A 23,916-nucleotide genomic window follows, 5' to 3' on the forward strand; every position below is an offset into this window, starting at 1 on the left:
ACGGCGCCCTTGCCGGATTCGCGCATCCACCCGGTCCAGCCTCACCGTGCCGTTCTCCGTCACCAACACCGGCAACGAGATCGCCCGCGGCTTCAGCGTGAAGATGTGGGCGACGTACGGAGACGTACGTGACCTGCTCCTTCGACACCGACGTCGCGCCCGGCGGCAACGCCACCGACCTCAACGGCTCGGACAACGGCCGCGCCCCGCCCACCGAACCAGACAGCAAAGAACCCCCGGGTCATCGACCTGAGGGTTTCGCATGGAGCGGGTGACGAGAATCGAACTCGCGCTCTCAGCTTGGGAAGCTACGGCGCTTGAGGAGCCGGATAGCCTCTGACCTGGGCATACGTACTCTGGAGTGGCAACCGGGAGTGCACGATCGCACCGTAGTTGACCGTGGTTTACCGGTCTTATGGGCACGCCATGGGCACGGCGCTCGGCGACGGGTAGGTGCCGCGCTGAAGTGGCCCACCTTTTGCATGGGGTCGTCCGTGCCAGGGCCGACTGCGCGGAGCCATTGCGTGTGCACATGGACAGCCGGCCCCTTCTGGGGCGTCGTCCGCCCCCCGCCCTCGAGGTGGAGCTTGCTGGTGAGACCGCCCCGGGAGCGTCCGAGGCCATCGTCGGGGCGGTGCTGCCGGGGAGTGTGTCCTTTCCCGGCACCCTCGTGGTCTTCTCGCGTGCCCCGGCCGCGTGCTGGTGGACCCGGCAGGTGGTGGAATCCACGGACATCATGGACCAGTCAATGCGGCCCACCGACCGTCGCGCAGCCCGGCCTTCGGCAGATGCACCTCCAGCCGGGCCCACTCTTCATTCACCAGATCTCCCAGGGTCGCCCTCGGCCCGAGCTCAGCTGCCGATTCGGCGGGGATCGGCTTGACGCTTGAGCTTGTGTCGGGGAACCGATCGGTTTACTCTTCTGGAAACCGATCGGTTTCTCATTCTTCGGGGAGCGTCATGACTGTTTTGAAGGGCGCGAACGTCTTCGTCACAGGCGGCAGCCGAGGCACAGGCAAGGCGCTGGTGGAGGAGCTGTACGCGCGCGGTGCCGGCAAGGTGTACGCCACGGCCCGCGATCCGCGCAGCGTGACGCACCCGGACGCGGTGCCGGTGGCGCTGGAGGTCACCGACCCGGCCTCCGTGGCGGCCGCCGCCGCACAGGCGGAAGATGTCACCGTACTGATCAACAATGCCGGTGCCGCGGTCGGGGCGCCCTTCCTCGACTCCCCGGTCGACGACGTACGCCGGGAGTTCGAGACCAACTTCTACGGCCCCCTGCTGCTCACCCGGGCCTTCGTGCCGGTCATCGAACGCAACGGCGGCGGCCACCTCCTCACCATGCACTCCGTGCTCTCCTGGCTGGCCCTCGGCGGCTCCTACAGTGCCTCCAAGGCTGCCCTGTGGTCGCAGACCAACTCCCTGCGCCTGGAACTGCAGCCGCGCGGCATCGCCGTCACCGGACTGCACGTCGGCTACGCCGACACGGACTTGGCGGCCGACGTCGACGCACCCAAGTCCGACCCACGTGACGTCGCCTCCCTCGCCCTCGATGGCGTCGAGACGGGCGCGTACGAGGTACTCGCCGACGACATCTCGCGCCAGGTCAAGGCGGGCCTGGCCGGCGACCTGGCGGGACTGTACGCCCAGCTGTCGAAGTAACCCCTTCACACCCAAGGAGTCGGCGAGATGCCCAGCCACGAGTCACGTCCCACGATTCACATTCCGGGAACCACCAGCCACACCCTCGCCCCGCGTGCGGGGCTTGACGGCCGCGAGGGAACCCTGCGCTACCTCAAGGCGGGCACCGGCGCCCCCCTGGTCCTGCTGCACACCGTGCGAACCCAGGCCGAACACTTCCGCCACCTCATCCCCCTGGTCTCGAATCAGTACACGGTGTACGCCCTCGACCTGCCCGGGATGGGCTACTCCGAGATCGTGCCCGGCGCCTCGTACGACGAGCCGGCGATGCGCGCGGGCGTCAAGCGGCTCCTCACCGAACTCGACCTGAATGACGTGACGTTGGTCGGGGAGTCCATGGGGGCGGTGCTCGCCCTGACCACGGCGGCCGATCTGCCGGAGCGAGTACGGCGCGTCGTCGCGGTGAACACCTACGACTTCCGCGGCGGGATCGCCCGGTCCAGTCTCCTGGCCCGTGTGGTCGTCAGCGGTGTCCTCGCCCCGGGGGTGGGTCCGGTGGTCGCCGGGGTGGAGCCCAGGGCCGCCCTCAGCAAGATCCTGCAGGGCGGCCTCGGCGACAAGAGCGCGCTGCGGGAGGACTACCTGGACGAACTCCTCCAGGTGGGCAGCCGCCCCGGCTACCCGAACGTCGCCCGGGCCGTGTACCAGAGCCTGCCCAGCCTCATCGCCGCCCGCTCGCACTACCCCGAGATCAAGGCCCCCATCCACCTCGTCTACGGGGAGAAGGACTGGTCCCGGCCCTCGGACCGCGAGGCCAACAAGGAACTGCTGCCTGCCGCCGACTTCACACAGGTGCCGGGAGTGGGCCACTTCATCGCTCTGGAGAGGCCCGACCTGCTGGCCGACCTGCTGAACGCGGCGGCCTGACCGCCGACGTCCTGGCGCGCAAACGAGCAGGACATGACCGGGGCCCCTGCCGGGCCGGGTGACAGCCGGTCCGGCTTACCGACCCTCGGTGGCTGTCGCCACCGAGGGTCGCTGCCCGACTCGGGGCAGCCCACTGCTGACCACCGGTACTCCCCGGACAAAGCCACGGCATTATTCCGTTGGTGATCAGAAAGGAGTCGGCAATGCCCGTCGTCGACATCACGGTCAGGCGCGGCCGGAGCCGCAGCGTCCTCCGGGCGATCGCTGACGGCGTGCATCAGGCACTCGTCGATCAGTTCGGCATCCCGGTCGAAGACCGGTTTCAGGTCATCCATCAGAAGGAGCCGCACGAGTTCATCTACAGCCCGGACTTTCTTGGCGGTCCGCGGACCGAAGACTTCGTGCTGATCCGCATCGTCGTCGGCAAAGACCGCCCCGTGGAGCGCAAGCACGCCCTCTATCGCACTATTGCCGAGAACCTCACCCTACGGGCAGGCATCGATGCAGAAGACGTCTTCATCCTGCTCGACTCGGTCACGGTCTCCGACCTGTCTGCAGCCGGTGGCCGCCCGTTCAATCCTCCGCACCTGGTCACAAACGAAGAGCAGTGACCCTCTGGGGCGACCGTCTCGCTTCCGCAGCTCGTGGGCCGGGAACGCGCCTTGGACCTGATCCTCACCAGCAAGGAGGTCACGGGCTCCGAAGCGGTGTCGATGGGCCTCGCCCTGAGCGCGCACCTGGCCGCCGAAGTGCCCATCGCCGGAGCGGAATCTGGAACTGGCAGCCCTCGGCCAGGCGGCCTGCATCCGAGAGGCGATCTTCCCGTAGAAGCCTCGAAGGGAAGCCGCGCCGAGGCACCAGCGCATGCTCGGTTTCCATGGGCTAGTGGTCGTGGCCCGTCAGGGCCGGTGCCGGACGGGTCGGCACCGGCACCAGGCAGGCATCGAGGTGGTCGAGGGCGAACTGCTCAACCGCAGGCGATGGCGGACACGGCTGGAGTTGTCCACCGCCCTGTTCGAGTACCTCGAGATCTTCCACAACCGGCAACGCAGACACGCCGCGCTGGGCATGCTCAGCCTGGTGGAGTACGAGCTACGCACAGCACCTGTAGCGTGAAACCCAGTAACGCGACTCCGCGCAAGCCGGGACAGTCCTGAGTCTCAGGCCAACCCGGAACGGTTCGATGGACTCACCAGCTTCGGACTGGACGCTCGCGTAGGTGTGTCGGAGCACGTGGAGCATGTCCCGCCGGGAGTGCCCGCAGACGGGTTGACGCCGGGTGCGGCCGCCCGACTGCGCAGGTCGACGAGGCGCCATCCTCACGGCCGGTCCAGGGCTCAGCCCGGATGCTGTCGCTCCTCGCTGGGGCCGCCGGGTTCGGCCGCCGTACGGGGGTGGTCCGGGGTTCGCTCCAGAGTGGTCGTGGTGTCGGGAGGTGCGGGCTGCCGGAGCTTCTTGCGGAGGCTGAGGAGGGGCACGGCGACCGCGAAGACGACCACGAAGGCGAGCAGCGTGGCGGAGACGGGGCGGCCCAGGAAGCCGGTCACGTCGCCGTCGAACATCCGCATCGAGCGCCGGAAGTCCGTCTCCAGCAGGTTGCCGAGCACGAAGGCGAGGACGAGCGGGCCGGGTGGCAGTCCGACCTTCTTCATCAGGTAGCCGACGACGCCGAGCACGACCACGGCGAGCATGTCGAACATGCTGGAGCGGATCGTGTAGACGCCGATCATGGTGATGAGCACGGTCAGCGGCGCCAGGACGCTGGCCCGGACGCGCAGCACGCGGACGAACAGCCCGATCAGCGGCATGCTGAGGATGATCAGGAACAGGTTCCCGATGTACATGGAGTCGATGACGCCCCAGAACACCTCGGGATGTTCGTCGATCATCTGCGGGCCCGGGGTCACGCCCGCCAGCAGCAGGGCGCCGAACATGACGGCCATGGTCGCGTTGGCCGGGATGCCGAGGGTGAGCAGCGGGATGAACGAGGAGGTGGCGGCGGTGTTGTTGGCCGCCTCCGGACCCGCGACCCCCTCGATCGCGCCCTTGCCGAACCGCTCGGGCGTCCTGGAGGAGCGTTTCTCGACCGTGTACGCGACCATCGAGGACATCGTGGCGCCGCCGCCGGGAAGAATGCCGAGGAGGAAGCCCACCACCGTCCCCCGGGCGATCGCCCACCTCGACTGCAGGAACTCCGCCCGGCTGGGCCGGGCCCGGCCGACGCGGGGCTCCGGCGGGGCGCCTTGGCGGAGGCGTTCGAGGCTGTGCAGGATCTCGCCGATGCCGAACAGGCCCATGGCGAGGATGACGAAGTCGAGCCCGTCGGCGAGTTGGTCGCTGCCGAACGTGTAGCGAGCGCTGCCCAGGAGCGGGTCGCGGCCCACGGTGGCGAGCAGCAGCCCGATGCTGCCCGCAAGGAGGCTGCGGCGCAGGGATCCGGTGCTCAGGGTGGAGATCATCAGGATGCCGAGCAGCGCGAGCGCGGCGTACTCCGGCGGGCCGAAGGCCAGAGCCCAGCCCGCCACCAACGGGGCCGCCACGGTCAGTCCGACGATGCCTACGGTGCCGCCGATGAAGGAGCCGATCGCGGCGATGCCGAGCGCGGATCCGGCCCGGCCCGTGCGGGCCATCTCGTAGCCGTCGATGGCGGTCACCACCGTCGAGGCCTCTCCGGGCAGGCGGAGCAGCACCGAGGTGACCGTGCCGCCGTACTGGGCGCCGTAGAAGATGCCGGCGAGCAGGATGATCGCCGAGGCCGGTTCGAGGGTGTACGTGACCGGCAGCAGGATGGCGATGGTGGCGGCCGGGCCGAGGCCGGGCAGCACGCCGACCAGCATGCCGAGAGTCACCCCGATCAGGCAGTACAGCAGGTTCTGCGGCTCGAAGACCACGCCGAAGCCGTCCAGAGCGGGAGTGAGGAAGTCCATCGGATTCTCACAGGTGTCGAGGGATCAGAACGCGACGAGATGAGGCAGCGAGACGCCCAGCGCGACGATGAAGAGCAGATACGACGCTGCACACGCGGCCACTGCCACGGCCAGGCTGAGCCGCCAGCTGTCCCGGCCGAAGCCGCGCATCCACAGCACCAGCAGCAGCACCGTCATGACCTCGAAGCCCACCCGTTCGATGAGCAGGGTGTACGCGACCAGCGACAGGGCGCCCAGGGCCACCACGGCGGTTTGCCTGCTGAACGGCTCCTGCTCGGTGTCCGCGCCGGGATTGAGGAGCAGCGAGGCGGACAGCGTCACCATGGTGAGGCTCACGATCAGGGGCCACAGTCCGGGGCCGGGGTCCGCAGGCGAACCCAGCCCCATCGATACGGCCGCCAGGGCAGCAAGGGCGCCGATGCCGAGCGGCACCAGCGCCCCCAGCCGTGCCTGGGTCCTCATGGTCAGCCCTCGGTCTTCAAGTCGAGACCGAACTCGTCGATGAGCTCGCCGTAGCGCTTCTTGGCGGTCTCGACCTGCTTGACGACGGCGTCCGGCGAGGCCTCCCAGCGGCCGATGTAGTTGTTCTCCAGGAACTTGCCGTACTCCGGGTCCTTGAAGGCCTTCTTCACCGCCGCTCGCAGCTCGGAGACGACGTTGTCCGGCAGTCCTGCCGGACCGGCGACCCAGCGGCGCTGGTCCACGACGACATCGTGGCCGGACTCGACAGCGGTGGGCACGTCGGGCAGGAAGTCGATGCGCTCCTTGGCGAAAACCGCCAGTGGCCGCAGCTTTTCGGACGTGAGATGGGGAGCGGCCTCGGCCACGTGGACGGCGCCGACGTCCACCTGGCTGCCCAGCAGCGCGGTCACAGTGGGCGCGCCGCCGTCGAACGGGATGCCGCCGGCTTTGACGCCGGCGTCGCCGAAGAGGAGGGCCTGGGCCAGCTCGCTGCCGGTGCCGGCGCCTGTGGTGCCGTACTTGACCGACTTCTTCGCGAGCAGGTCGTCGAGGGTCTCGATGTCCGACTTCGCCGGGACGACGAGGACGTAGTCCTCCACGGTCAGCCCGGAGATGACGTCCATGTCGGACATCTTGATTGGGTCATCGTCGACGACGGTGTGCGGGCCGATCGACATGAGCGACTGGGAGAGCATGACCAGGCTGTAGCCGTCGGGCTTGCGGCCGAGGACCTCCTTGCCGCCCACGGCGCCGTTGGCGCCGGGCTTGTTCTCCACCACAACGGACTGTCCCAGGGGGTCCTCCAACGCCTTGGCGGCGGCGCGCGATATCAGGTCGGTGCTGCCGCCCGGGTCGGAAGGCACGGTCCACTCCACGGTCTTGGTGGGATAGTTCTCGGCGGCTTCGCCGCTTCCCCCGCCGCCCTGGACCCCTCCGCACGAGGTGAGGGTGAGAAGCGCAGCGGCGCAGACAGCCGCGCCGGCGAGGTGCCGGCCCTGGCGCAGTCGGGCCTGGAACATGATTGTTCTCCTTCATGGATGAGGTTCTGGCCAGCCGGGGTCACCACCGCGGGAGCGGTGGCTGCGTCCAGTCGGGGTGCTTGCGCCGCATGGCCGCGACGTCGTCGCGGTCGTGGCACTGCGGCATCCGGTCGAACCGTTCGTGCGGGCGGGCCGGCGCATCCCGGGCGGGTTCGACGCAGGGCCCGGGGTGTCGGTGACCTCCGGGCCGCCGTCGGTGAAGGTGTCAGCCAGGGCGCGGACGGCGGCGATCTCCTCGTCGGGGTGGTCGCGGGTGCCGTAGGTCTCACCGGTGCCGGCGACGCCGTCGGAGGTCTCTGTCTCGACGATGCTGCGGGGTGTGTACGGCTGATGCACACCGAGGATGTTGAGCGGCGGCGAGCCACTGATGAGGATGGGGGTGACGGTCACTTTGACGGTGCGAGGCGCGCTGCTGAGCACGACGTTCCCTCACTTGCCCGTTGCGAGCGCCAGGCCGGTGTGCAGGAGGGCCTCGAGCTGCCCCAGGTGGTCAGGGGCCGGTTCCATCAGGGGTGCGCGGACCGGGCCGACCGGGGCCCCGCGGAGCCGGGCCGCCGCCTTGACCAGGGACACCGCATAGCCCGTGCCCTGGTCGCGCAGTTCGACGAGGGGCAGGTAGAACTCCCTCAGCAGGTGTTCCATTCTTGGGTGGTCTCCGGCCCGGTGCGCCGCGTAGAAGGCACCCGCGATCTCGGGTGCGAAGGCGTGGACCGCCGAGGAGTAGGCGGGGATGCCGATGCTCGCGTACGCCCGTACCTGCATCTCGGCTGTGGCCACGCCGTTGAAGAACAGCCAGTCGCCGGGCGCCACCAGCCGCAGCCGCTGCATCTGGTCGAGGTCGCCGTGCCCGTCCTTGAGGCCGACGACGCCGTCCACCGTGGCCAGTTCCCTGACCGCGGCTGTGCTCAGCTTGACCTGCCCGCGCTGGTAGACGATCAGGGGAAGGGGCGAGCCGCTCGCCACCGCACGAACATGGTCCACGTATCCGCACTGCGGGGCGGAGATCAGGTAGTGCGGCATGAGCAGCCCGGCGTCCGCACCGGCCCCCTCTGCGAGCCGGGCGAACTGCAGCCCCAGCGACCAGCCGTACCCGACACCGGCCACCACCGGGACCTGTCCCGCCACGACCTCGACGGCGGTGCGTACGACGGCGTGGTACTCCTCTGCGGACAGCGAGAAGAACTCACCGGTTCCGCAGGCGACGAAGACGGCACCCGGGCCGGCGGCGAGCTGCGCGGCCAGGTGGGTGCGGAAGCCGTCGAGGTCGAGGCCGCCTTCGGCGTTGAAGGATGTCAGCGGGAAGGACAGGACACCCTGCGCCATCCCTTTGCGCAACCGATCCGCCGTCTCACGGTCACGCTCGATATCCCGAGTCGTCTCCATGCGCGCCACCTGTCTCCATATGTAGACAGCCGTCTCGTGATGGAGAGCATGGCTACATGGCTGATAACCGTCAAGCATCGGTGCAAGAATTCTTCGAGTGCGTTCGGAAGGGGTAGCGATGAGTGAGCCTGAGGCGGTCAGCGGCGTACGGGGCGTGAAGTCGGCAGCCCGTACGGTCGAGTTGCTCGAGCTCCTGGCCGCGCGGCAGAACCGGCCCGCCCGGCTGCGAGAACTCAGCGAGGCCCTCGGCGCCCCACGCAGCAGCGTCTACGCTCTGCTGCGGACCCTGACGGAACACGGCTGGGTCCGCACCGATCCCTCCGGCACGCTCTACAGCGTCGGCATCCGCGCCCTCCTCGCGGGGACGACCTACCTGGACGCGGACCCTTATCTGCGCATCGTCCAGCCGCTGATCAACGACCTGAGCGCCAAGCTCGACGAGACCATCCACTACGGGCGACTGGACCGCACGGACATCGTCTATCTGGCGACGCACGAATCCAGCCAGTACCTCCGCTCCTTCAGCCGGGTCGGCCGCCGGCTCCCGGCCTTCAGCACGGCACTGGGCAAGGCGCTGCTCGCCGAGCGGCTGGACACCGACCTGGCCGACCATGTTCCCGACACGCTGAAGCCCCTCACGCCGAACACCCACGCCGACCACGACACCCTGATCAAGGACCTGCGGGCCACCGCCGAGCGCGGATACGCCATCGACAACGAGGAGAACTTCGTCGGCGTCGTCTGCTACGGATTCTCACTCCGGTTCACCACGCCCCCGATCGACGCGATCAGCTGCTCGATCCCCATCGACCGGCTCAACTCCGCGAGGACCGAGGAACTCATCGAGGCCATGCGGCTCACCCGGCTGTCGATCGAGCGGATGGCGCCGATCGACCACACGATGCCGTAGGGCGTCCGCCCGACGGGACAGCCGCTGCCCGAACCGTTGACCAGGCCGGCTGTGACGATCGCGTCCGTGCCGTCGCCGCACTTGGCCAGTTCGGGCAGTGCTGGGACTGTGAGACTGACGCCGAATCGTTCGTCGCACTCCTCAAGGAGGAGATCGGCACCCGCCACTGGCCGACCGGTCCACCGCCCGCGCGGAGATCTTCGCGTTCATCGAGACCTTCTACAACCGCCGGCAGCTGCGGAAGCACCCGGCCTGGGGCTACCTCACCCCGCTGGAGATCCGGCAGCGCCACGAACAAGGCGGACTGCGAGGCGAGCCGGACACCCGCCGATACCGTGCGGGCGTTCTCCAGACCGACCTCGTCGGCCTCGATGCCGAGGTCGGACAGGTCCCAGGACTCCACCGGCTTCTTCTTGGCGGCCAGGCTGGTTGGGGGTCAGTTGTTCAGAAAGCCCAGGATGTGGTCGGAGACTGTCTTGGGCTGCTCGAGGTGCAGGAAGTGCCCTGCACCCGGTACGACGATGCGTTCGAAGCCGTTCGTGAACTGGGCGTCCATGCCGTCGCTCAACTCCACGGACATGCAGTTGTCGTCGGCCCCATGGAGGTAGAGCGACGGGACGGTGATGGCACCGCTCGCCCGGGTCTCCAGGGTTCGGGCCGCCTCGTCCGCGGGAGGCGTGAACAACTGGCGGTAGTAGCCCAGGATCTCGGTCAGAACTCCTGGAACACGGAGGGTTTCCTTGAGCGCGACACGCTCCGCATCCGGCAGCTCGTAGCCGGGTGACCATTCCCGCCAGAGCCGGTCGATGAAGGCGAAGTTGTCGAGCTCGATGGCCGCCTCCGCCATGGGTGTCTGAAAGAAGAACATGTACCAGCTGCGTCGCTGCTGGTCACCGTTGGTGATGAATGCGGTTCGCGCTTGAGGGCCATAGGGAACCGCCATACCGACAAGTTTGCGGACACGTGTCGCGGCGAGGCTCGCTGCCGCATACGCCGCCCTGGCACCGAGGTCGTGACCGATGAGATCCGCCTGCTCGCGCCCGAGCGCTTCGATCAGGTCCAGGACGTCCTGTCCGGTCGCTGACACGCGATAGGAGCCGTCGGGCGCCGCGCCGCCGGGCCAGTTCCGCGCTGTGCGGGCGCGACCGCCCAGTACCCTTCCTGGGCAAGACGGTCGAGGAGCCCTGCCCAGCTGGCGGCATGGTCGGGAAAACCGTGGAGGCAGAGGACCAGCGGCCCGCTGCCGGCCTCAAGGATCGGGACCTCCAGCCCGCCTGCCCGAACCGTCCGATGACGGACACGGTCAACTGACTGGGACCCACTGGTCAGGGAGTCCTCACCAGACGGCGGTCGCTGTGTCACCTGTGGCATGAGTTCAACCTCCAAGCCGCCTTCGCGGCGTCGCGGTCCTGCAAGCCCGGATCGGGGGTGCAGAGGCCCGGTCGTACGGCACCGGCCGTCGGCCCGTCCGGACTCGCCCGGGCAGAGCCCACGTGCCAGAGCCGCGGAATGATCTTTCACCGGCCAGTTGGGCGTATTCGCCAGGTGGACCATGCCGTCGGCCGCCGCTGCGGCCTGGCGGATCCCGTCGAGGTCGTTGAGATCGCCGGGGCGGACGGCCGCCCCGAGGTCTTCGACGAGGTAGGCCGATGCCTCCGAGCGACCCCTGCCGGAATGCCCGATCGCCCACTCCTGACCGTGTTGGACGGGCCGTGGGCGGCGCCGATCGCGTCCGTCTACAACTTGCCCGTCCTGAAATCCGCGCTGCTCTTGAGGACCGCGGAGTCCATGGTCCAGTTCTCCGGCTGGACCCTCTCCCAGAGACTTCCCTTGCCGAGCTCCCTTCCCAACTGGTCTTCGCGGCGGAACCACTCCTCAGCGCTTTTGATCCTGTTGGGGTGGATTTCGTCGAGCAGGGCGTAGTCCCTGGTGATGATTCCGTGTTTCCACACGTTCCAGAAGCCCGTGAAATTGTCGCGGAAGCTCATGCTGCTCTTGTCGTTGGGATCGGCGTTGTATCCGGCAGGGTGATCAGCGATCCCCTTCAGGTCCGGACTGTTCCAATAGGTGTCCAGATCGGTGTCGATGTACTGGGCCGGATGCCCGGTGACCTTCTCGAACGCCGCAGCCATATCGGTGTAGGTCATGTGCTCGATGGCGACTTCGAGGTCCATGCCATTGGCCCGTTCCGGATGATCGAAGAGCCAACGGACATAGAATCCGCAGTCCTCGAGAGCCACGTGCGGAACGGCTCCCTCGCCGAGCGGAACTCGCCACGTGACGACGCCGTCCTCGATGCTGGGTTGCATGGGCGTGAGCGGCGAGATCACCATCTCGATGTAGGGACCCGAGGTGAAGACCGCTGCCCCCATGCGGTCCCTGTTCTTCTCGTTCTGGAACAGTACCCACTCGGCCATGCGGCCTTTGCCGTCATAGTGGCCGGTGCGGAACCTGGAGTCGTAGCCTGACTTCTTGAGGGCGTAGTCGAGGTTTCCGTAGACGAAGAACTTGATTCCTTCTTCGATCGCTATCTCGTAAGTGCGGATGGCCCAGTAGGTCTCGGTCTTCTCGCCGGTGTTGAACCCGTCGATGTTGATGAACGCCCCGTCACAGCCGCGAAATCCTTCGCGCAGCACGTCCTCGTCGGCGAATGACCCCTCGAGGATGGAGACGTTGCCGAGCGCGAGGAGAGCCTGGGCCCGGGCGGAGGTGGCATCCCGGGTGAGGACCCGGACGGAGTACTTCTTGTCGGCGACAAGAGCGCGGACGATGGGTATCCCTTGGGCCCCCGTACCGCCTACTACGAAGATGGTGGAGGTGGCATGAGAAGACATGGTTTTTGACTCCGGAGGTTGAGTACGTACGCGATCAGCACGCGCTGGGCGCGGTGCGTTCGGGACGGATCTCCGCATCGGCTTGGCGATCAACGGCACCGGCCGACTGGCGCTGCGCCGATGTCCGTGGGTCACGAGACCCTTGGAACCGATCGGTTTCCATCACGGTACACCGATCGGTTTCCTAGAGGCAAGCGATCGGTTATCCGGTTCTCAACAGGTGACCGTGAGGAGGTGCCTGCGGGCTCGGCGTGTGGTCGCACGCCGTGTGCGGGGGCGCCGGCGTTCGGCATCGCGGAAGTCGAAGGCGGACGCGATCGGCTTGATGACGGTCTACGCCGGTACTCAGGTTGACCTCGCTCACCGCGTGAGTCGGGCTCGTCCAGAACAAGCTGTTGCAACTTGGCCGCCGCGCGGGCGGTGGTCCACTGGCTGAACCGCGGCTCACGGAAGTCGGCGTAGAACGTGCTCAGTTACCGAGGATCGTCTCGCGTGCCGCTCGGGCCCAGATGGCTTGCTGGCGCGTGGTGAAGCCCATGCGGTTCCAGTGGAAGAGGATGTGCCGTGCCAGGATGCCGCGCAGGCCGAGCTGAAGGCTGCCCGCGCGTGCCGCGTCCGCGAGGGTTCAGCCGCCCCGCTCCATGCCGGTCACCCAGTTCCCCAGCGGCACAAGTGGGCCGCCGGTGAGTGCGGAGCCGGGGTCGAGCGTCAGGAGGCGCTGTAGCGTGTCCGTCATGCGGCTGACCTGGTCTGGGGACACGTCTTCGGGGAGTGGTCGTCGGGCTTCGATCTGCCCCCAAACGTCTCCTTGTTCTCCCCATTCCAGTCCGGCGGCGCGCAGGAACAGGGCGGTGACGAGGGCTTCGGCGACGTGCGCGACAGCGTCTTTCATCCGCTTAGGGCACGCAGAGGGCACGCAACCCCCCAAATTGGACTAGACAACAAACAAACCCCAGATCACTGACCTGGGGTTTCATTCTGGAGCGGGTGACGAGAATCGAACTCGCGCTCTCAGCTTGGGAAGCTGATGTTCTACCATTAAACTACACCCGCATTTGGTGCCGATCGCTCCGCGCCTGAGCGCTCGCCCACTGTACCGCATCCACGCAGCACCGGGCCCGGGCTTCGGGGTCTGTTGATGGACGGCTGACGCACAATGGGGCGCTGCAGCGCACACGGCAGAGCCCCTCCGGCCGCTCACGGGCGAGGCGGTCAGCCGTCGCCGCTGTTGCCCCTCGTCGCCCCGGGGACCACCGCTCGTCCTGCCGCCCTGGCCACCAGTACCGATCCCGTGACCGTGGCTCCGGCGTACAGCGACGCCAGCGACGAGAGCAGGACTATTTTCCAGACGTCCATGTCGGAGAGCTTGTCGACCAGGTCGCCGAGCATCACGAGCACGACTCCCAGCAAGGTGGTCGCGATCAGGAAGACTCCGAACACGACGATCATGTTGCTCGTGTTGGTGACGCGGTCCACGGCAGTCTGGGCATCGGTCACGAGGCTCCTCATCTCCGCGTGGTTGGCCTCAACGGTGCGCCCCATGTCCGCAAGCCCGCTGTCGATCCTCTGGCGCTCACTTTCGACTTCGGCGCGGAGGTCCTTGACGTTGCGAAAGTAGGACAGCCCGCCGTCTTCCGTGTGCTGGCCCGCCCCGAACAGTGTGCTCAAGTGGTCGAATCCCACGTTGGCCACGGGGGTTTCCGGCGCCCGCTCGATGTCGAAGAACTGTAGATAGGCAATCGAGTCGCCTTTTCGCATCGTGATGTTCTTCGGGCCGACATTTGCCACGATGAAGTAGAGACGCTCGTCGGCCTTGAGACGCCAACTCCCGTTCTCCGGGTCGATTTCCCGGCCGTAACCGGGGTGCACGGTGGAACCGTGCAGGATGAGAAGCCCTTTGGCCGCGAGGCCGAACCTGTCGCCGATGGTCGCGGTGACATCGAAATCGAGCGAGAATTTCTCGATCGTGGAGATCAGCGCGGTGTCTCCCGGGGCCAGCGTGAATTCGGGCATCACATTGTTGCCCTTGATGGCCGTGTACTTGGATTCCCCGGGGTTGTCCGGAATGACCAGCAAATCGTCGCCGAGTCGGACCGAGTATCCCGCACCGAGCAGTTGTTCGGGCTTCCAGGACGTCGACCGGAAGATGCGTTCGGAGCCCTGCAGCTCGGTGAGCAGATCCTGTTGGGAGAGGAGGCAACCAGGGCGCCGCGGACGCCGACCACTTTCAGCAACCATTACCTGGCCTTCCCTCGCGCTCTTCAGGGACCCAACCCTACGGTGAACTCGCCTGCTGTGGAAGGGGGTTGGAGTGCCATGCGCGCCGGTACGGGGCGGGGCGGGCCGCGGCGACGGGCCGTTCGGAGATGCGACAAGACCGAGAGGGGGCGCTCCGGTAAGATGCGCGGCTACCATCGAACGCGTTGCCTCAACCTCGAAGGAGGTAAGGTGATCTTGAGATTGAATGAGAATACGTGATTCACGAGCCCGCCCCAGACAGATCCCGATGAGGTCCAGAGGAAAATGACGAGCAGGTCAAAATATGCCCCATGGGCCAATGACTTGATTCGCGAGGATCCTATGTTCGGCAAAGATCTTTTCGCAGACGAATCCCACTTCGACTTGCGTTTTGTGGAGGATTACGAAAAGATCACAGAAATTGTTGAGGCGCTCCGCGTTCTGAATATGCGAGTCGTGTTGACAAGTGGTTCTTTTGACATCATACATGAGGGGCATTCGATGTATCTCGAGGCTGCCCGGAAATTTGGTGAATTCCTTATCGTCGGCCTCGACAGTGATGAGAAGATCAGGCAACGCAAGGGCCCCAACCGCCCCGCCGTGCCGGAGATGGAGCGGCTGCGGATGGTGACCCATCAACGTGGTGTCGGCCTCGTTACCCTGAAGCAGGTCGACCACCCTCGCTGGTCCCTGATCGATGCCGTCCGCCCCGATGTACTGGTCGCCACGGCGGACACCTACACGGCCGACGAGATCGCCGAGCTCGAAGCAAAGCACTGTGGCCGCGTCGAGGTCCTGGACCGCATGGCGACCGTCAGCACCTCGGCCCGCCTGCGCCGGCTCCAACTGGGCCTCACGGAATGGGCCGACGGCAGCGGACCGGGTCCTGGACAGCAGCTCCCCGGCAGCTCGGCGTAGAGGGATTCAGCACGCCAGTGAAGCAGACGATTCTTTACCTGCCTGTGGTGCACGCCGGCTATGAAGCGTTTTTGAACCGGCATGCGGACTCCGACGAGATCCTGATTCTGGGCCGGAGATTCAGTGACGTCTTCCCTGAACTCGCGAAGGAGATCCGGGGCCTGAGCCCGGAGCGTGCGGTGGAGCATGCCCGCCTGATCGTTCCCAAGGCTCGTGTGCGGCTGGTCGAGCCGGCCGATCTGGCTGACGCCGTACTGGCTGACCTCGTCGTACTGCCGGACGAGGAAATCATGCACCGGCTCGTCGAGCTTCCGGGCTTCCCTGACAAGACCCAGCTTCGATTCGAGTCGACGTTCCTGCGCTGGGACCGGGAATGGAGTCGTGCGACGAAGCCCGTCCGGTTCGACCACAGGATCTCGCGATCGAGTCTGGACCGCCGGTTCATGGCCCGGACGGAGCGGGAATCGCGGCGCAGTTCGGACTGGTGGCGCCAGGTCGGCGCGGTGGCCGTGCGCGACGGACAGGTCCTCAAGGTCGCCCACAACCACCACCATCCAACCGAGTACACGCCGTACATCGATGGCGACCCACGCAACGACTTCCGCAGAGGGGTACGGCCGGACCTGTCCACCGCCATCCACGCCGAGGCATCCCTGGTGGCCACGGCGGCACGTGAGGGGCTGAGCCTGGCGAGTTCGGACCTCTACGTCAGCACGTTCCCCTGTCCTGCCTGTGCCCGGCTCGTGGCCGAGGCCGGATTCCAGAAGTGCTTCTTCGCCGGTCCCTACTCGATGCTGGACGGGGAGGAGGTCCTTCGGTCGGGGGGCGTCGAGCTGATCTGGGTCGACATGGCTCTCGACGGTACCTCTAGCGCCCCGGAGCCGAAGTGAATCTCATGCGAACCGGGGTGAATTCCTTGTCGGCTGCGACCTCGCCCGGGCCGGTGAGAACATGCACGTGCAGATGCCTTATGGTCCCGCCCGTGTACCGGCAGTCACCGTTGCGGACGCCCAAGCCGTAGTGGTCCAGGCCGTACCGATCCTTCGTGGACGCCAGGGCTTCCCAGAAGTCCGCGCGGGCGTCGGAGGAGAGTTCGAGCAGATCGGTGGCGTGCTCCTTGGGAATGAGCAGCAGATGCAGCCGTGTCCCGGCATACGGGAACTCATTGGGCGTGACCATCCAGTGTGCTGTCTCCCAGAGGATCTGCTGTTGCTCGTGCTCGCGGATGACTTCCGGGCAGAAGAGACAGATGCCCTCGTTGTCCAGTCGCTCCATCTCCGCGCGCTGCTCCGCTGTCCGGCAGTTGCCGAAGTAGTACAAGGTCACGCGGGCACCCTTTCGAGGCGCAGGAACGAGTGAGGCCACGTCGCGGCGCTCGCGTCGACATCGACGCGCGACGTCAGGGCGAACCCCTCCAGCCATCCGGAAGGCATCCGGGAATCACCTTCCACGTGTGCGTGCACACGAGTCAGGTAGATCCTGTCGATGGCGGGAAGAGCCTGTTGATAGACGGATGCCCCGCCGATCACGAAGACCTCGCCCTGTCCGGACGCCTGCTCCAGCGCTGCGGCCTCGGCCAGCGCGGACGGGACCGAGGGCTGCCACCGGACGTCCCCTGAGCCCGGGCGGGAAGACGTGCTCACCACCACGCTGGTGCGGCCGGGGAGGGGACGCCCGAGGCGAGCGACGATGGACTCATGGGTGAGGCGCCCGAGCACCACCGCATGCCCTCGCGTGACTTCCTTGAAGTACCGCAGATCTCCCGGTAGGTGCCACGGCAGATCCCCGTCACGGCCGATGACGTCATTTTCCGAGGCCGCGACGATCAAAGACCTTTTCATGTCGCCACAGGAATAGACCCGATGGCGGGATGCGGGTCGTAGTCCGACAGATCGAAGTGTTCAGCACGGAAGTCATGAATGTCCGTCACCCGGCGTCCACTCTCGTTGAGGCTCACCGTCGGCAACCGCCGCGATTCCCGGTCCAGCATGACCTTCACGCTGTCGACCTGGTCTTCGTAGACATGAGCGTCCGAAACGGTGTGGTAGTAGCGCGCGGCCGGGATGCCCGTGAGGTGTTCGAGCATCAGCAGGAGGGCCGCGTACTGAATCATGTTGGACGGGACGCCGACGGGAACGTCTCCGGAACGCTGGAACATGTGCAGATGGAGACGTCCGCCGATGACTCGGACATGGACCCAGCCGTGACAGGGGGAAATGGTGGTCTTCGGGACCTTGCCCTCTCCACGGATCTGGTACTGCGGAATCCATGGACTGACGAAGTGGGTGCGGTCGTGCGGAAGTTCGGTCAGCTGCTCCACCAGGTGCTTGAACTGGTCGAAGCCACTGCCCTCCGAGGTGGGGAAGTTATTGAACGCCCCACCGTAGGATCCCGGGCCCAGATCGCCTGACGGGAGTCCGCGGCGCGACGTCTTCGCCTCGCTTGCCCAGGGACCCCACCAGTCGCACCCGAACTTGGCCAGTTCGTCGAGGGTGGTCGCCCCGTTGATGAATGCGCAGAGTTCCCCGATGGGTTTGCGCCAGAACTTGGCAATACTTCTCTCGGTAATGACCGGGAACCCGTTTGCCAGGTCGAAGCTCATGGTCTGCTGCATAAGAGTCAGAGCATCCGGACCTTGCCGTGTGGGCGCCGCGGCGCCGTGCTCAAGGATGGCAGCCAAGATCGTACGGTATTGCGAATCCGGTGCACGGTCCGCATACGCGGCATATTCCACGAGGTTCCCTTCCCCTGGCCCGTGATGTTCTCTGTGACAGGGCTGGGTCATGCTAGCAGTCGTGCTCGTGGACTCCATGCCCGGTATTCTCTCCGCCGCCAACAAACGCCTACACGAGATCCTTGACGCTTACGCTCAAAGCGGACGCGATCTCCTGAAGGTAGGTCAGGCTGAGATTGTTCACCTTGTCGCTGCTCTGCTCCCACTGCTTTAGCTGCTCAGGGCTGAAAGCATTCGGAATCCTGGTGGATTCCGCCACCTGTCGACGGGTCATGTTCCGCAGCTCGCGCAGCTCCTTGATGCGGGCGCCCACCCGGTGTTGTTCAAGCTCCGCGAGGGCAATCCTGCGCTGCAGCAGTTTTGGCTGCAGTTCAGTGATCTCCTGGTCGAGTTGCGCCGTGAGCTGTGTGATCGAGTCATATCGCACGAGAGTGAGCGGTCCTGGAATGCCGGTCACCATTCGACTGATCCTGGTACCGATATGTGCGACCACCAAAATCGGGATGATGGATTCCTGGGCGAAAACGAGCTCCTGTCCGGCTCCCGTACTCGGATGGTGCGCGAGATAAATGAGCAGGTCGGAATTAATTACTCGGTGGCGGTCCGTCCGGAATACTTCCGAATCCGGCACAGTGGTGTGGTGAACCGGGTCGGTGACGTTTCTGGGCTCGTAGAGTCGCACGTTGTTGTGGGCGCAGACGGCGGCCACGGCGTCGGAAACCTCGAACAGGTACTTCCGCTCGCCGGAGTCCAGTCCGGTCAGGGCGGACGCCAGGTAGGCGTCGAGACGGCATTGGGTGGCCTGGGAATTTTGCACGCTCGGCTCCTGGGCGACCGAAGGCAGGTGGTTGGGGAGGGCCATCACTAAAATTCCATCCTGCCGTCCAGGTGACATTCGCGGCCCAGAATACCCCGCCACGCCACCGCTCCCCGGGTGGATGGCAGGTCGGCGTATCGGTGCGCAGGTGGGACCGCAGGGCGTACTGCCGGCTGGAGCGGAGGGAGTGGCGACGGGGCTCGCCGCGGCGGTCGTAGCCGCGAGAGCCCGAGTGCGTTTCACGGGCGGGACGGGGCTGCGGGGGCGGAAGTTGGGGCGTACGGTGTAGGCGCGGGAGAGGGGTTCGCCGGGTTGGGTGCCGTCCGCAAGGCCGTCTCTTTGATGCCGTAATGTGGCTTTTGTCGTCAGGTAAGTAGCAGCCAGACGCGGCTCTTGGGGAAGGGACTCTAGGACTTGATGCAACGCACCGTCGTCCGTTGTGCCGAGGGGCACGTGTTCACCACCGCTCCGCTTCCGATGCAGCAAGCTGAGCGGCTCGGACCCGGCCGGCTCATCCGGTGCCCCCGATGCGCCAGGCTTCGCAGTGTGGTCCCGGTTGCTCTGGAAAAGCAACGGTAGGCACAGTCGGGACAGTTCGCGGGGTCGCTCAGCGGTGACGGGTACGTGGCGCCGTAGCGGTTGTCATGTGCCCGTGCCCTCTGCGTATCCTCCGGACGTGCCGATGAGTGGATCAACTTTCCTTGGAGCGTCCAGGAGCCCGTCGTGAAGAAGGGCTACTCGGCGATCTCCGTGCGCTCCCACCACTCGTAGACCGGCAGCTTTCCCTTCGCCGTTTCCTGGCGTCGTGACGTCGGGCGGAAATGTTCGTAGCCGCCGCGGTGCAGGATCTTCAGGTCCTCGCCCGCCGGGGCCGTGGCGGGGACGATCCTTTCGGGCAGGTCGTCGGGGCCGCCTTCGAGGGCTGCCAGGGCCGCTTTCTCTGATGTGTTGCCTGTCTTGGTGGTCTTTGTGGCCATGCTTCCAGTCTTCTCAGCTCGTGGTTTCAGTCGCCCCGCGGCAAGCAGATCACCGGGATCCGCTGGACGAGGTTGTTGCCGAAGCCGCCGCGGTTCCAGGGCTGGTCGAGGGGTTGGGTGTGGCCCGCGGCGTCGGTGGCGCGGGCGGTGAGTACGTGGGTGCCGGGGGCGGCCGTCCATGTCGTACGCCAGCTCTGCCACGCCCATGCACTCCCGGCGGATCCGTCGGGTTTGTCGGGTTTATGGTCTAGAGCGGCCTCGGCCCAGGTGTCGCCGTCATCCGTGCTCACCTCGACCTTCGTCACCGGGGCGTGGCCCGACCAGGCGCGGCCCTCCAACTGCACGGGACCGGGGCGTACGACGCGGGTGCGGGACATGAAGTCGGGGAAGCCCGGCGGGATCATCAGGGCCCGCGGGGCGATGCGGGTGACCGGTTCGCCGGGGTCGTCGGGGTCGTCGGCCGAGCGGCGGTAGCGGTAAGCGACCGTCTGCTGGAATCCCGTGAAGGGCGTGTTGGTCAGAGCGATGTCGCGGAGCCATTTCACATGGGCCATGCCGTACCAGCCGGGCACCACGAGGCGTACGGGGTGGCCGTGCTGCGGGGGCAGTGGGGCGCCGTTCATCTCGTACGCCACCAGCACCTCGGGGTCGTCGGCGGTGGCGTCGGAGAGGGGGAGGCTGCGCTGGTAGTCCTGCTCCACGCCCCGTTCCACGCCGTGGTCGGCGCCGGTGAACACGGCCTCGACGGCGTCCGGCTCGACGCCGGCCTCGGCGAGCAGCGTACGCAGCGGGACCCCCGTCCAGTCGGCGGTGCCGACCGCCTCCACCAGCCAGGGCTGGCTCACGGGCCGCGGGGTGAGCCGGGCCCGGCCGTTGCCCGCGCACTCCATCGTCACCCGGTGCGTGACGGCCGGGAACGAGCGCAGGGTGGCCATGTCCAGGGTCAGCGGTGTGCGTACGCGGCCCCGCACGGCGAGCGTCCAGTCCTCCGCGCCGGCGGCGTCGACGGTGGGGATGTCGTAGTGGACGAGTACGTAGTGCAGTCCGGGCGGCGTGACCTCGTACCGCAGCGCCTCCAGCGGCAGCCCGTGATTGCGGGCCGCGAGCGCGAGTTCCTCCGGGCTGATCCCCTCGGCGGGCTCGGCCACGCGGGCCGGTGCGCTGACGGCCCGTAGCGCGCTGATGTGCGCGTCGGCGGCGTGCGCGGCGTGGGCGTCACCGGCATGCTCGAGGCTTGCGTGGGCGTCGCCGATGGGCCCGTCGTGCGGCACGATGCGCTCGGCCTCAGCCTGTCCCGGTCCTTGTCGCGCGGCCTGTACGTCGCGTGCGTCGCGTCCGTCCATGACTCCATCGTGCGCTTGCGAGCCGTGCCACGCGAGACCAACCGGCCCGGGAAATGCCGAGGCGCAGCACACGTGGCGTGTGCTGCGCCCGTCGTACCGCCTGAGTGCCAGGCCAGGCTCAGAACGTCCCCAGCTTGATGATCGACAGCAGTGCTACCAGCTGGATCGCCGAGGCGCCCAGGGCCTTCGGCCACGGAAGGTCGTGGGACTTGTTGACCATCAGCGTGAACAGGGCGGCGGCTCCCAGCCATGTCGCCCAGCCCAGGATCTGCACGAACGGCGCGTCGCCACCCATGAAGAGGGCCACGACCAGGCGGGGGGCGTCCGTGAGCGACATGATCAGCATGGAGAGGCCGACCGTGGGCTGCCAGGCGCCGTCACCGCCGAGCTGGCGCGCGAGGGTGTGGGTGACCACGCCCAGGATGAAGGCGCTGAGCACGATCGCGACCGCCGTCGTCAGGACGATGGGGACCGCGTTGGAGAGCGTCGCGTTGATCGCGTCCTCGCGCGCGCCGTCGAAGCCGAAGACCGCCAGCAGCCCGTACAGGAACGTCACGATCAGGGCCGGGCCCCACATCGCGTAGTCACGCATCTGCAGGAACGTCTGGTTCGGGCGCATGATGACGCCGCTCAGCAGTTCCTTCCAGTGCAGACGCGGGCCCACCGGGGGCGCCGGCGTCTGGCCGGCGCGGTAGGTCCCGCCATGGCTGTACGGATCCTCGCCGACCCCGAACGCCTGGGTGTGGCCCGGGTTGTTCGCCGCGTACGGGTCCGGGCCCTGGGCGTGGTGATCGTGATCACCGAAGTACTCCGGCTCGCCGTGGCCGTTCGCCTGGGGCCACTGCTGCCCGCCGCCGTTGCCGTACTGCTGCGCCTGCGGCGGGTACGGCTGCGGCGCGGGGGGATAGCCGTACGACGGGCGGCCCGGGGGCGCCTGCTGTCCGTACGGTTGCTGCCGCGCTTGCTGTTGCGGACTTGCTTGCCGGGTGCGGTTGTCCCGGCCGCGTCCGATCCTGAATCCAGCCACGTAATCGAACGTACCTGGTCCCACGGTTCCGTGCGCCGGGCCCGGGGGAACGGACCCGGCTTTGACGCTGAGCTGTGACATCCCCTAAGGGGTTGTCCAGCCGATTTTCCGTGGCCGCTCAGGGGCGGCTCAGGGTTTTGCGGTACGCGGCTTCCGTTGCCGTTGCTGCGGTCGCTGCCGGTGCCGTGCGTCCTGCGGGCGTCACGACGCGTCACGACCAGAAGGCGTTGGCCCTCTCGATGTCCTCGATGCATTCGTCGAGGTCGGTGACCTTGTCTCCGACGATCCGGAAGACGATGGATCCGGTCTCGTCGAGCTGCTTGCCGCCTCGCTCGGCCGTGAAGCGGTGAATGCCGACCGCGTGGCCCCGGCCGTCGACGAGGACCTGGCGCAGTTCGACGCGCAGGGTCCCGTTCGTCTCCTCGTTGAGCCGGCGGTACAGGTCGATGATCGAGTCCTGGCCCTTGAAGTCGCCGGAGAGCGGGTGGTTGCCGGGTACGTGCTGCGTGGCGTCCCCGGACATCAGCGTGCGCAGGGTGTCCATGTCACCGCGCTGGAAGGCCTCGTAGCCCTTGCGTACCAGTTCTGCGTGCGGGTGTTCGGCCATGGTGCTCGCCACCTTCCGTGGCTTGGGTCGGTATGCGGCTTACATAGGTAATTGTTCGCCTGTGTCGCCGCGTGAGCCACTGGGGGCAAGGAGCCCTCGCGCATTAGCCCTCGCGCATCCTGCGGTACGGAATGGCCGGAAGGTATGTCTTCCAGCCCGACTCGGAGAGACCTCGAAGATGCCCGGGAGCACCCCTGCTCCGCTCCTGGCGCAGGCCGGACTGCCCGACGCCGTCCCCGCCGTCGTCCTGACCGCCCTGCTCGAAGCACTGGAGGCTATTCGGTGTCCTTCGGGTGACGCGGTGAGGCATACACCAGGATCACAGTGGAGGTCTCTGGGCTGACCAAGTAGCGAACCCGGCCGCCACTGGTGATCTCGTACTCCCACTGCTCCAGTTCGGAGCCCTTCCATTCCCTGGTGGCATGCCTGCCGCGGAGCTGGTGCTGACGGTTCCAGTTGGCGCGCGACAGTGGTTCTGTGCGAAGGGCTTCCAGGCAGCGATGCGCGCTCGGCAGCGCCACCCGGCACAGCTCCTCCCAACCGGTCGCAGCGTCCGTGGTCCCGTGGATGACGTTCCAGCCGCTCAGTGGGGGGACACTGACCCGATCGCCTTTCTTCGGGCTCACTCATGCACCTCGACCGGGCCGAGGTCGACGTCGCCCAGCGGACGAAGTGCTTCCCTGAGCTGGTCAGGGTCGGCGTTGATGCGGGCGGTTGCCCGCCACGAGACGATCGCTCGGTGCACGGCATCCCTCGCCCCCAGCTCGGCGGCGTCGGACAGCGCATCCAGAAGCTCGACAGTGAATCCCCGGACTTCCTCGTCGTTCAGGTGCCGCACCCACGGGAACACCTCGGGGAGCGCGAGCAGAACTGACTTGGCGCCGTCATCTCGCTTCATCAGGGCTAGAAACAGCCGGGACGCGGTGGTCAGGTTTTCTTCGGTGCGCTCTGCGTGTATGGCTGTGGTCAGCACCATGTCGGGCGCGTCCCGGTGCGTGACACGCAGGCATCCCAGAGCGGCAGCCCTGGCAGCTACGGCCTTCGGGTTCCGGGACAGATCGGTGAACGAGACAGATTCCGATTCGGATGCCACCTGCGCGATGCTCATACTCAGACCGTACTCTGATTGTG

25 protein-coding genes, 1 tRNA gene and 3 pseudogenes are annotated in these 23,916 nt (G+C 66.9%); 7 read left to right on the forward strand and 22 right to left on the reverse strand.

Going from position 1 to position 23,916, the window contains the following annotated elements; genetic code table 11:
- Positions 1–553: 553 nt before the first annotated feature.
- Positions 554–756 (reverse strand): annotated as a pseudogene (locus tag IEZ21_RS47965) (IS5/IS1182 family transposase); the annotation flags it as partial.
- Positions 757–960: 204 nt separating this feature from the next.
- Between IEZ21_RS47965 and IEZ21_RS33330 the strand changes: the two are divergent.
- The 4 genes from IEZ21_RS33330 (at position 961) to IEZ21_RS33345 (ending at position 3,684) form a co-directional block, all read left to right on the forward strand.
- Positions 961–1,662, forward strand: a complete 702-nt coding sequence (locus IEZ21_RS33330; RefSeq protein ID WP_189325552.1) for an SDR family oxidoreductase — start codon at positions 961–963, stop codon at positions 1,660–1,662.
- A gap of 27 nt (positions 1,663–1,689) precedes the next feature.
- Positions 1,690–2,568, forward strand: a complete 879-nt coding sequence (locus IEZ21_RS33335) for an alpha/beta fold hydrolase (protein ID WP_189325553.1) — start codon at positions 1,690–1,692, stop codon at positions 2,566–2,568.
- Between the two features lie 203 nt (positions 2,569–2,771).
- Complete coding sequence (locus tag IEZ21_RS33340) at positions 2,772–3,179, forward strand: tautomerase family protein (protein ID WP_189325554.1); 408 nt, start codon at positions 2,772–2,774, stop codon at positions 3,177–3,179.
- Positions 3,180–3,432: 253 nt separating this feature from the next.
- Positions 3,433–3,684 carry an IS3 family transposase gene (locus tag IEZ21_RS33345; protein WP_189325555.1) on the forward strand — a complete coding sequence of 84 codons (252 nt, stop codon included), beginning with the start codon at positions 3,433–3,435 and terminating at the stop codon, positions 3,682–3,684.
- A 221-nt stretch (positions 3,685–3,905) separates the two neighbouring features.
- Here the strand turns inward: IEZ21_RS33345 and IEZ21_RS33350 are convergent, their stop codons facing one another.
- From IEZ21_RS33350 to IEZ21_RS33370, 5 genes and pseudogenes are all read right to left on the reverse strand, one after another.
- Positions 3,906–5,495 (reverse strand): tripartite tricarboxylate transporter permease, encoded by a 1,590-nt coding sequence (locus IEZ21_RS33350; RefSeq protein WP_189325556.1) that lies wholly within the window; start codon positions 5,493–5,495, stop codon positions 3,906–3,908.
- 24 nt (positions 5,496–5,519) lie between these two features.
- Entirely contained in the window at positions 5,520–5,957 is a 438-nt protein-coding gene (locus IEZ21_RS33355; RefSeq protein WP_189325557.1) for a tripartite tricarboxylate transporter TctB family protein, read from the reverse strand.
- Positions 5,958–5,959: 2 nt separating this feature from the next.
- Entirely contained in the window at positions 5,960–6,976 is a 1,017-nt protein-coding gene (locus IEZ21_RS33360) for a Bug family tripartite tricarboxylate transporter substrate binding protein (protein WP_189325558.1), read from the reverse strand.
- Between the two features lie 276 nt (positions 6,977–7,252).
- A pseudogene (locus tag IEZ21_RS47970) lies at positions 7,253–7,387 on the reverse strand (glucarate dehydratase); the annotation flags it as partial.
- Positions 7,388–7,426: 39 nt separating this feature from the next.
- The gene (locus tag IEZ21_RS33370; protein ID WP_189325560.1) at positions 7,427–8,380 is read right to left on the reverse strand and encodes a 5-dehydro-4-deoxyglucarate dehydratase; all 954 of its coding nucleotides are present in this window, start codon (positions 8,378–8,380) and stop codon (positions 7,427–7,429) included.
- A 118-nt stretch (positions 8,381–8,498) separates the two neighbouring features.
- Here IEZ21_RS33370 and IEZ21_RS33375 point away from each other — a divergent pair, with 118 nt between their 5' ends.
- Entirely contained in the window at positions 8,499–9,290 is a 792-nt protein-coding gene (locus IEZ21_RS33375) for an IclR family transcriptional regulator (protein WP_189325561.1), read from the forward strand.
- Between the two features lie 334 nt (positions 9,291–9,624).
- Here the strand turns inward: IEZ21_RS33375 and IEZ21_RS33380 are convergent.
- From IEZ21_RS33380 to IEZ21_RS33405, 6 genes and pseudogenes are all read right to left on the reverse strand, one after another.
- Positions 9,625–9,714, reverse strand: a pseudogene (locus tag IEZ21_RS33380) (electron transfer flavoprotein subunit beta); the annotation flags it as partial.
- A gap of 12 nt (positions 9,715–9,726) precedes the next feature.
- Positions 9,727–10,515, reverse strand: a complete 789-nt coding sequence (locus tag IEZ21_RS33385; RefSeq protein ID WP_213089389.1) for an alpha/beta fold hydrolase — start codon at positions 10,513–10,515, stop codon at positions 9,727–9,729.
- A gap of 511 nt (positions 10,516–11,026) precedes the next feature.
- Positions 11,027–12,124 carry an NmrA family NAD(P)-binding protein gene (locus IEZ21_RS33390; RefSeq protein WP_189325562.1) on the reverse strand — a complete coding sequence of 366 codons (1,098 nt, stop codon included), beginning with the start codon at positions 12,122–12,124 and terminating at the stop codon, positions 11,027–11,029.
- Between the two features lie 625 nt (positions 12,125–12,749).
- On the reverse strand, positions 12,750–13,016 hold the full coding sequence (locus IEZ21_RS47980) for a hypothetical protein (protein ID WP_246568396.1): 267 nt from the start codon (positions 13,014–13,016) through the stop codon (positions 12,750–12,752).
- An 87-nt stretch (positions 13,017–13,103) separates the two neighbouring features.
- Positions 13,104–13,177, reverse strand: a tRNA-Gly gene (locus tag IEZ21_RS33400).
- Positions 13,178–13,336: 159 nt separating this feature from the next.
- Complete coding sequence (locus IEZ21_RS33405; RefSeq protein ID WP_189325648.1) at positions 13,337–14,362, reverse strand: dCTP deaminase domain-containing protein; 1,026 nt, start codon at positions 14,360–14,362, stop codon at positions 13,337–13,339.
- Between the two features lie 285 nt (positions 14,363–14,647).
- On the opposite strand from IEZ21_RS33405, the gene IEZ21_RS33410 reads away from it, so the two are divergent.
- Both IEZ21_RS33410 and IEZ21_RS33415 read left to right on the forward strand, forming a co-directional pair.
- A complete protein-coding gene (locus tag IEZ21_RS33410; RefSeq protein ID WP_189325563.1) occupies positions 14,648–15,280 on the forward strand; it encodes an adenylyltransferase/cytidyltransferase family protein in 633 nt (210 codons plus the stop codon).
- Between the two features lie 71 nt (positions 15,281–15,351).
- Positions 15,352–16,170 (forward strand): deoxycytidylate deaminase, encoded by an 819-nt coding sequence (locus IEZ21_RS33415; RefSeq protein ID WP_246568400.1) that lies wholly within the window; start codon positions 15,352–15,354, stop codon positions 16,168–16,170.
- On the opposite strand, the gene IEZ21_RS33420 is transcribed toward IEZ21_RS33415, so the two are convergent.
- The 10 genes from IEZ21_RS33420 to IEZ21_RS33465 form a co-directional block, all read right to left on the reverse strand.
- Positions 16,148–16,606, reverse strand: a complete 459-nt coding sequence (locus IEZ21_RS33420) for an HIT family protein (protein WP_189325565.1) — start codon at positions 16,604–16,606, stop codon at positions 16,148–16,150. The two genes, IEZ21_RS33415 and IEZ21_RS33420, sit on opposite strands and share 23 nt — an antisense overlap.
- On the reverse strand, positions 16,603–17,121 hold the full coding sequence (locus IEZ21_RS33425) for a dihydrofolate reductase (protein ID WP_189325566.1): 519 nt from the start codon (positions 17,119–17,121) through the stop codon (positions 16,603–16,605). Before IEZ21_RS33425 ends, IEZ21_RS33420 begins: the two co-directional genes overlap by 4 nt.
- Positions 17,118–18,065, reverse strand: a complete 948-nt coding sequence (gene thyA, locus IEZ21_RS33430) for a thymidylate synthase (protein ID WP_246568416.1) — start codon at positions 18,063–18,065, stop codon at positions 17,118–17,120. The genes IEZ21_RS33425 and thyA overlap by 4 nt, the downstream gene beginning before the upstream one ends.
- Positions 18,066–18,123: 58 nt before the next feature.
- Positions 18,124–18,876 carry a helix-turn-helix domain-containing protein gene (locus tag IEZ21_RS33435; protein WP_189325568.1) on the reverse strand — a complete coding sequence of 251 codons (753 nt, stop codon included), beginning with the start codon at positions 18,874–18,876 and terminating at the stop codon, positions 18,124–18,126.
- A 689-nt stretch (positions 18,877–19,565) separates the two neighbouring features.
- Positions 19,566–19,808, reverse strand: a complete 243-nt coding sequence (locus IEZ21_RS33440) for a DUF5988 family protein (RefSeq protein WP_189325569.1) — start codon at positions 19,806–19,808, stop codon at positions 19,566–19,568.
- Positions 19,809–19,834: 26 nt separating this feature from the next.
- The gene (locus IEZ21_RS33445) at positions 19,835–21,151 is read right to left on the reverse strand and encodes a sulfite oxidase (RefSeq protein WP_189325570.1); all 1,317 of its coding nucleotides are present in this window, start codon (positions 21,149–21,151) and stop codon (positions 19,835–19,837) included.
- 118 nt (positions 21,152–21,269) lie between these two features.
- A complete protein-coding gene (locus tag IEZ21_RS33450; protein ID WP_189325571.1) occupies positions 21,270–22,259 on the reverse strand; it encodes a Yip1 family protein in 990 nt (329 codons plus the stop codon).
- Between the two features lie 130 nt (positions 22,260–22,389).
- Complete coding sequence (locus IEZ21_RS33455; RefSeq protein ID WP_189325572.1) at positions 22,390–22,785, reverse strand: nuclear transport factor 2 family protein; 396 nt, start codon at positions 22,783–22,785, stop codon at positions 22,390–22,392.
- A gap of 275 nt (positions 22,786–23,060) precedes the next feature.
- The gene (locus IEZ21_RS33460; RefSeq protein ID WP_189325573.1) at positions 23,061–23,411 is read right to left on the reverse strand and encodes a hypothetical protein; all 351 of its coding nucleotides are present in this window, start codon (positions 23,409–23,411) and stop codon (positions 23,061–23,063) included.
- Complete coding sequence (locus IEZ21_RS33465) at positions 23,408–23,893, reverse strand: prevent-host-death family protein (RefSeq protein ID WP_246568402.1); 486 nt, start codon at positions 23,891–23,893, stop codon at positions 23,408–23,410. Before IEZ21_RS33465 ends, IEZ21_RS33460 begins: the two co-directional genes overlap by 4 nt.
- Positions 23,894–23,916: the final 23 nt, after the last annotated feature.

This window comes from Streptomyces flaveus, from assembly GCF_014647675.1.
In the GTDB taxonomy this organism is placed as follows: domain Bacteria; phylum Actinomycetota; class Actinomycetes; order Streptomycetales; family Streptomycetaceae; genus Streptomyces; species Streptomyces flaveus.

What these genes read in the sequence shown, in the direction of transcription:
- IEZ21_RS33355 (WP_189325557.1), bottom strand. Translation starts at nt 5,957, where the DNA reads ATGAGGACCCAGGCACGGCTGGGGGCGCTGGTGCCGCTCGGCATCGGC.
- IEZ21_RS33340 (WP_189325554.1), top strand. Translation starts at nt 2,772, where the DNA reads ATGCCCGTCGTCGACATCACGGTCAGGCGCGGCCGGAGCCGCAGCGTC.
- IEZ21_RS33335 (WP_189325553.1), top strand. Translation starts at nt 1,690, where the DNA reads ATGCCCAGCCACGAGTCACGTCCCACGATTCACATTCCGGGAACCACC.
- IEZ21_RS33455 (WP_189325572.1), bottom strand. Translation starts at nt 22,785, where the DNA reads ATGGCCGAACACCCGCACGCAGAACTGGTACGCAAGGGCTACGAGGCC.
- IEZ21_RS47980 (WP_246568396.1), bottom strand. Translation starts at nt 13,016, where the DNA reads ATGAAAGACGCTGTCGCGCACGTCGCCGAAGCCCTCGTCACCGCCCTG.
- IEZ21_RS33440 (WP_189325569.1), bottom strand. Translation starts at nt 19,808, where the DNA reads ATGGCCACAAAGACCACCAAGACAGGCAACACATCAGAGAAAGCGGCC.
- IEZ21_RS33375 (WP_189325561.1), top strand. Translation starts at nt 8,499, where the DNA reads ATGAGTGAGCCTGAGGCGGTCAGCGGCGTACGGGGCGTGAAGTCGGCA.
- IEZ21_RS33345 (WP_189325555.1), top strand. Translation starts at nt 3,433, where the DNA reads ATGCTCGGTTTCCATGGGCTAGTGGTCGTGGCCCGTCAGGGCCGGTGC.
- IEZ21_RS33410 (WP_189325563.1), top strand. Translation starts at nt 14,648, where the DNA reads ATGACGAGCAGGTCAAAATATGCCCCATGGGCCAATGACTTGATTCGC.
- IEZ21_RS33435 (WP_189325568.1), bottom strand. Translation starts at nt 18,876, where the DNA reads ATGGCCCTCCCCAACCACCTGCCTTCGGTCGCCCAGGAGCCGAGCGTG.
- IEZ21_RS33405 (WP_189325648.1), bottom strand. Translation starts at nt 14,362, where the DNA reads ATGGTTGCTGAAAGTGGTCGGCGTCCGCGGCGCCCTGGTTGCCTCCTC.
- IEZ21_RS33350 (WP_189325556.1), bottom strand. Translation starts at nt 5,495, where the DNA reads ATGGACTTCCTCACTCCCGCTCTGGACGGCTTCGGCGTGGTCTTCGAG.
- IEZ21_RS33330 (WP_189325552.1), top strand. Translation starts at nt 961, where the DNA reads ATGACTGTTTTGAAGGGCGCGAACGTCTTCGTCACAGGCGGCAGCCGA.
- IEZ21_RS33445 (WP_189325570.1), bottom strand. Translation starts at nt 21,151, where the DNA reads ATGGACGGACGCGACGCACGCGACGTACAGGCCGCGCGACAAGGACCG.
- IEZ21_RS33390 (WP_189325562.1), bottom strand. Translation starts at nt 12,124, where the DNA reads ATGTCTTCTCATGCCACCTCCACCATCTTCGTAGTAGGCGGTACGGGG.
- IEZ21_RS33425 (WP_189325566.1), bottom strand. Translation starts at nt 17,121, where the DNA reads ATGAAAAGGTCTTTGATCGTCGCGGCCTCGGAAAATGACGTCATCGGC.
- IEZ21_RS33360 (WP_189325558.1), bottom strand. Translation starts at nt 6,976, where the DNA reads ATGTTCCAGGCCCGACTGCGCCAGGGCCGGCACCTCGCCGGCGCGGCT.
- IEZ21_RS33370 (WP_189325560.1), bottom strand. Translation starts at nt 8,380, where the DNA reads ATGGAGACGACTCGGGATATCGAGCGTGACCGTGAGACGGCGGATCGG.
- thyA (WP_246568416.1), bottom strand. Translation starts at nt 18,065, where the DNA reads ATGACCCAGCCCTGTCACAGAGAACATCACGGGCCAGGGGAAGGGAAC.
- IEZ21_RS33465 (WP_246568402.1), bottom strand. Translation starts at nt 23,893, where the DNA reads ATGAGCATCGCGCAGGTGGCATCCGAATCGGAATCTGTCTCGTTCACC.
- IEZ21_RS33450 (WP_189325571.1), bottom strand. Translation starts at nt 22,259, where the DNA reads ATGTCACAGCTCAGCGTCAAAGCCGGGTCCGTTCCCCCGGGCCCGGCG.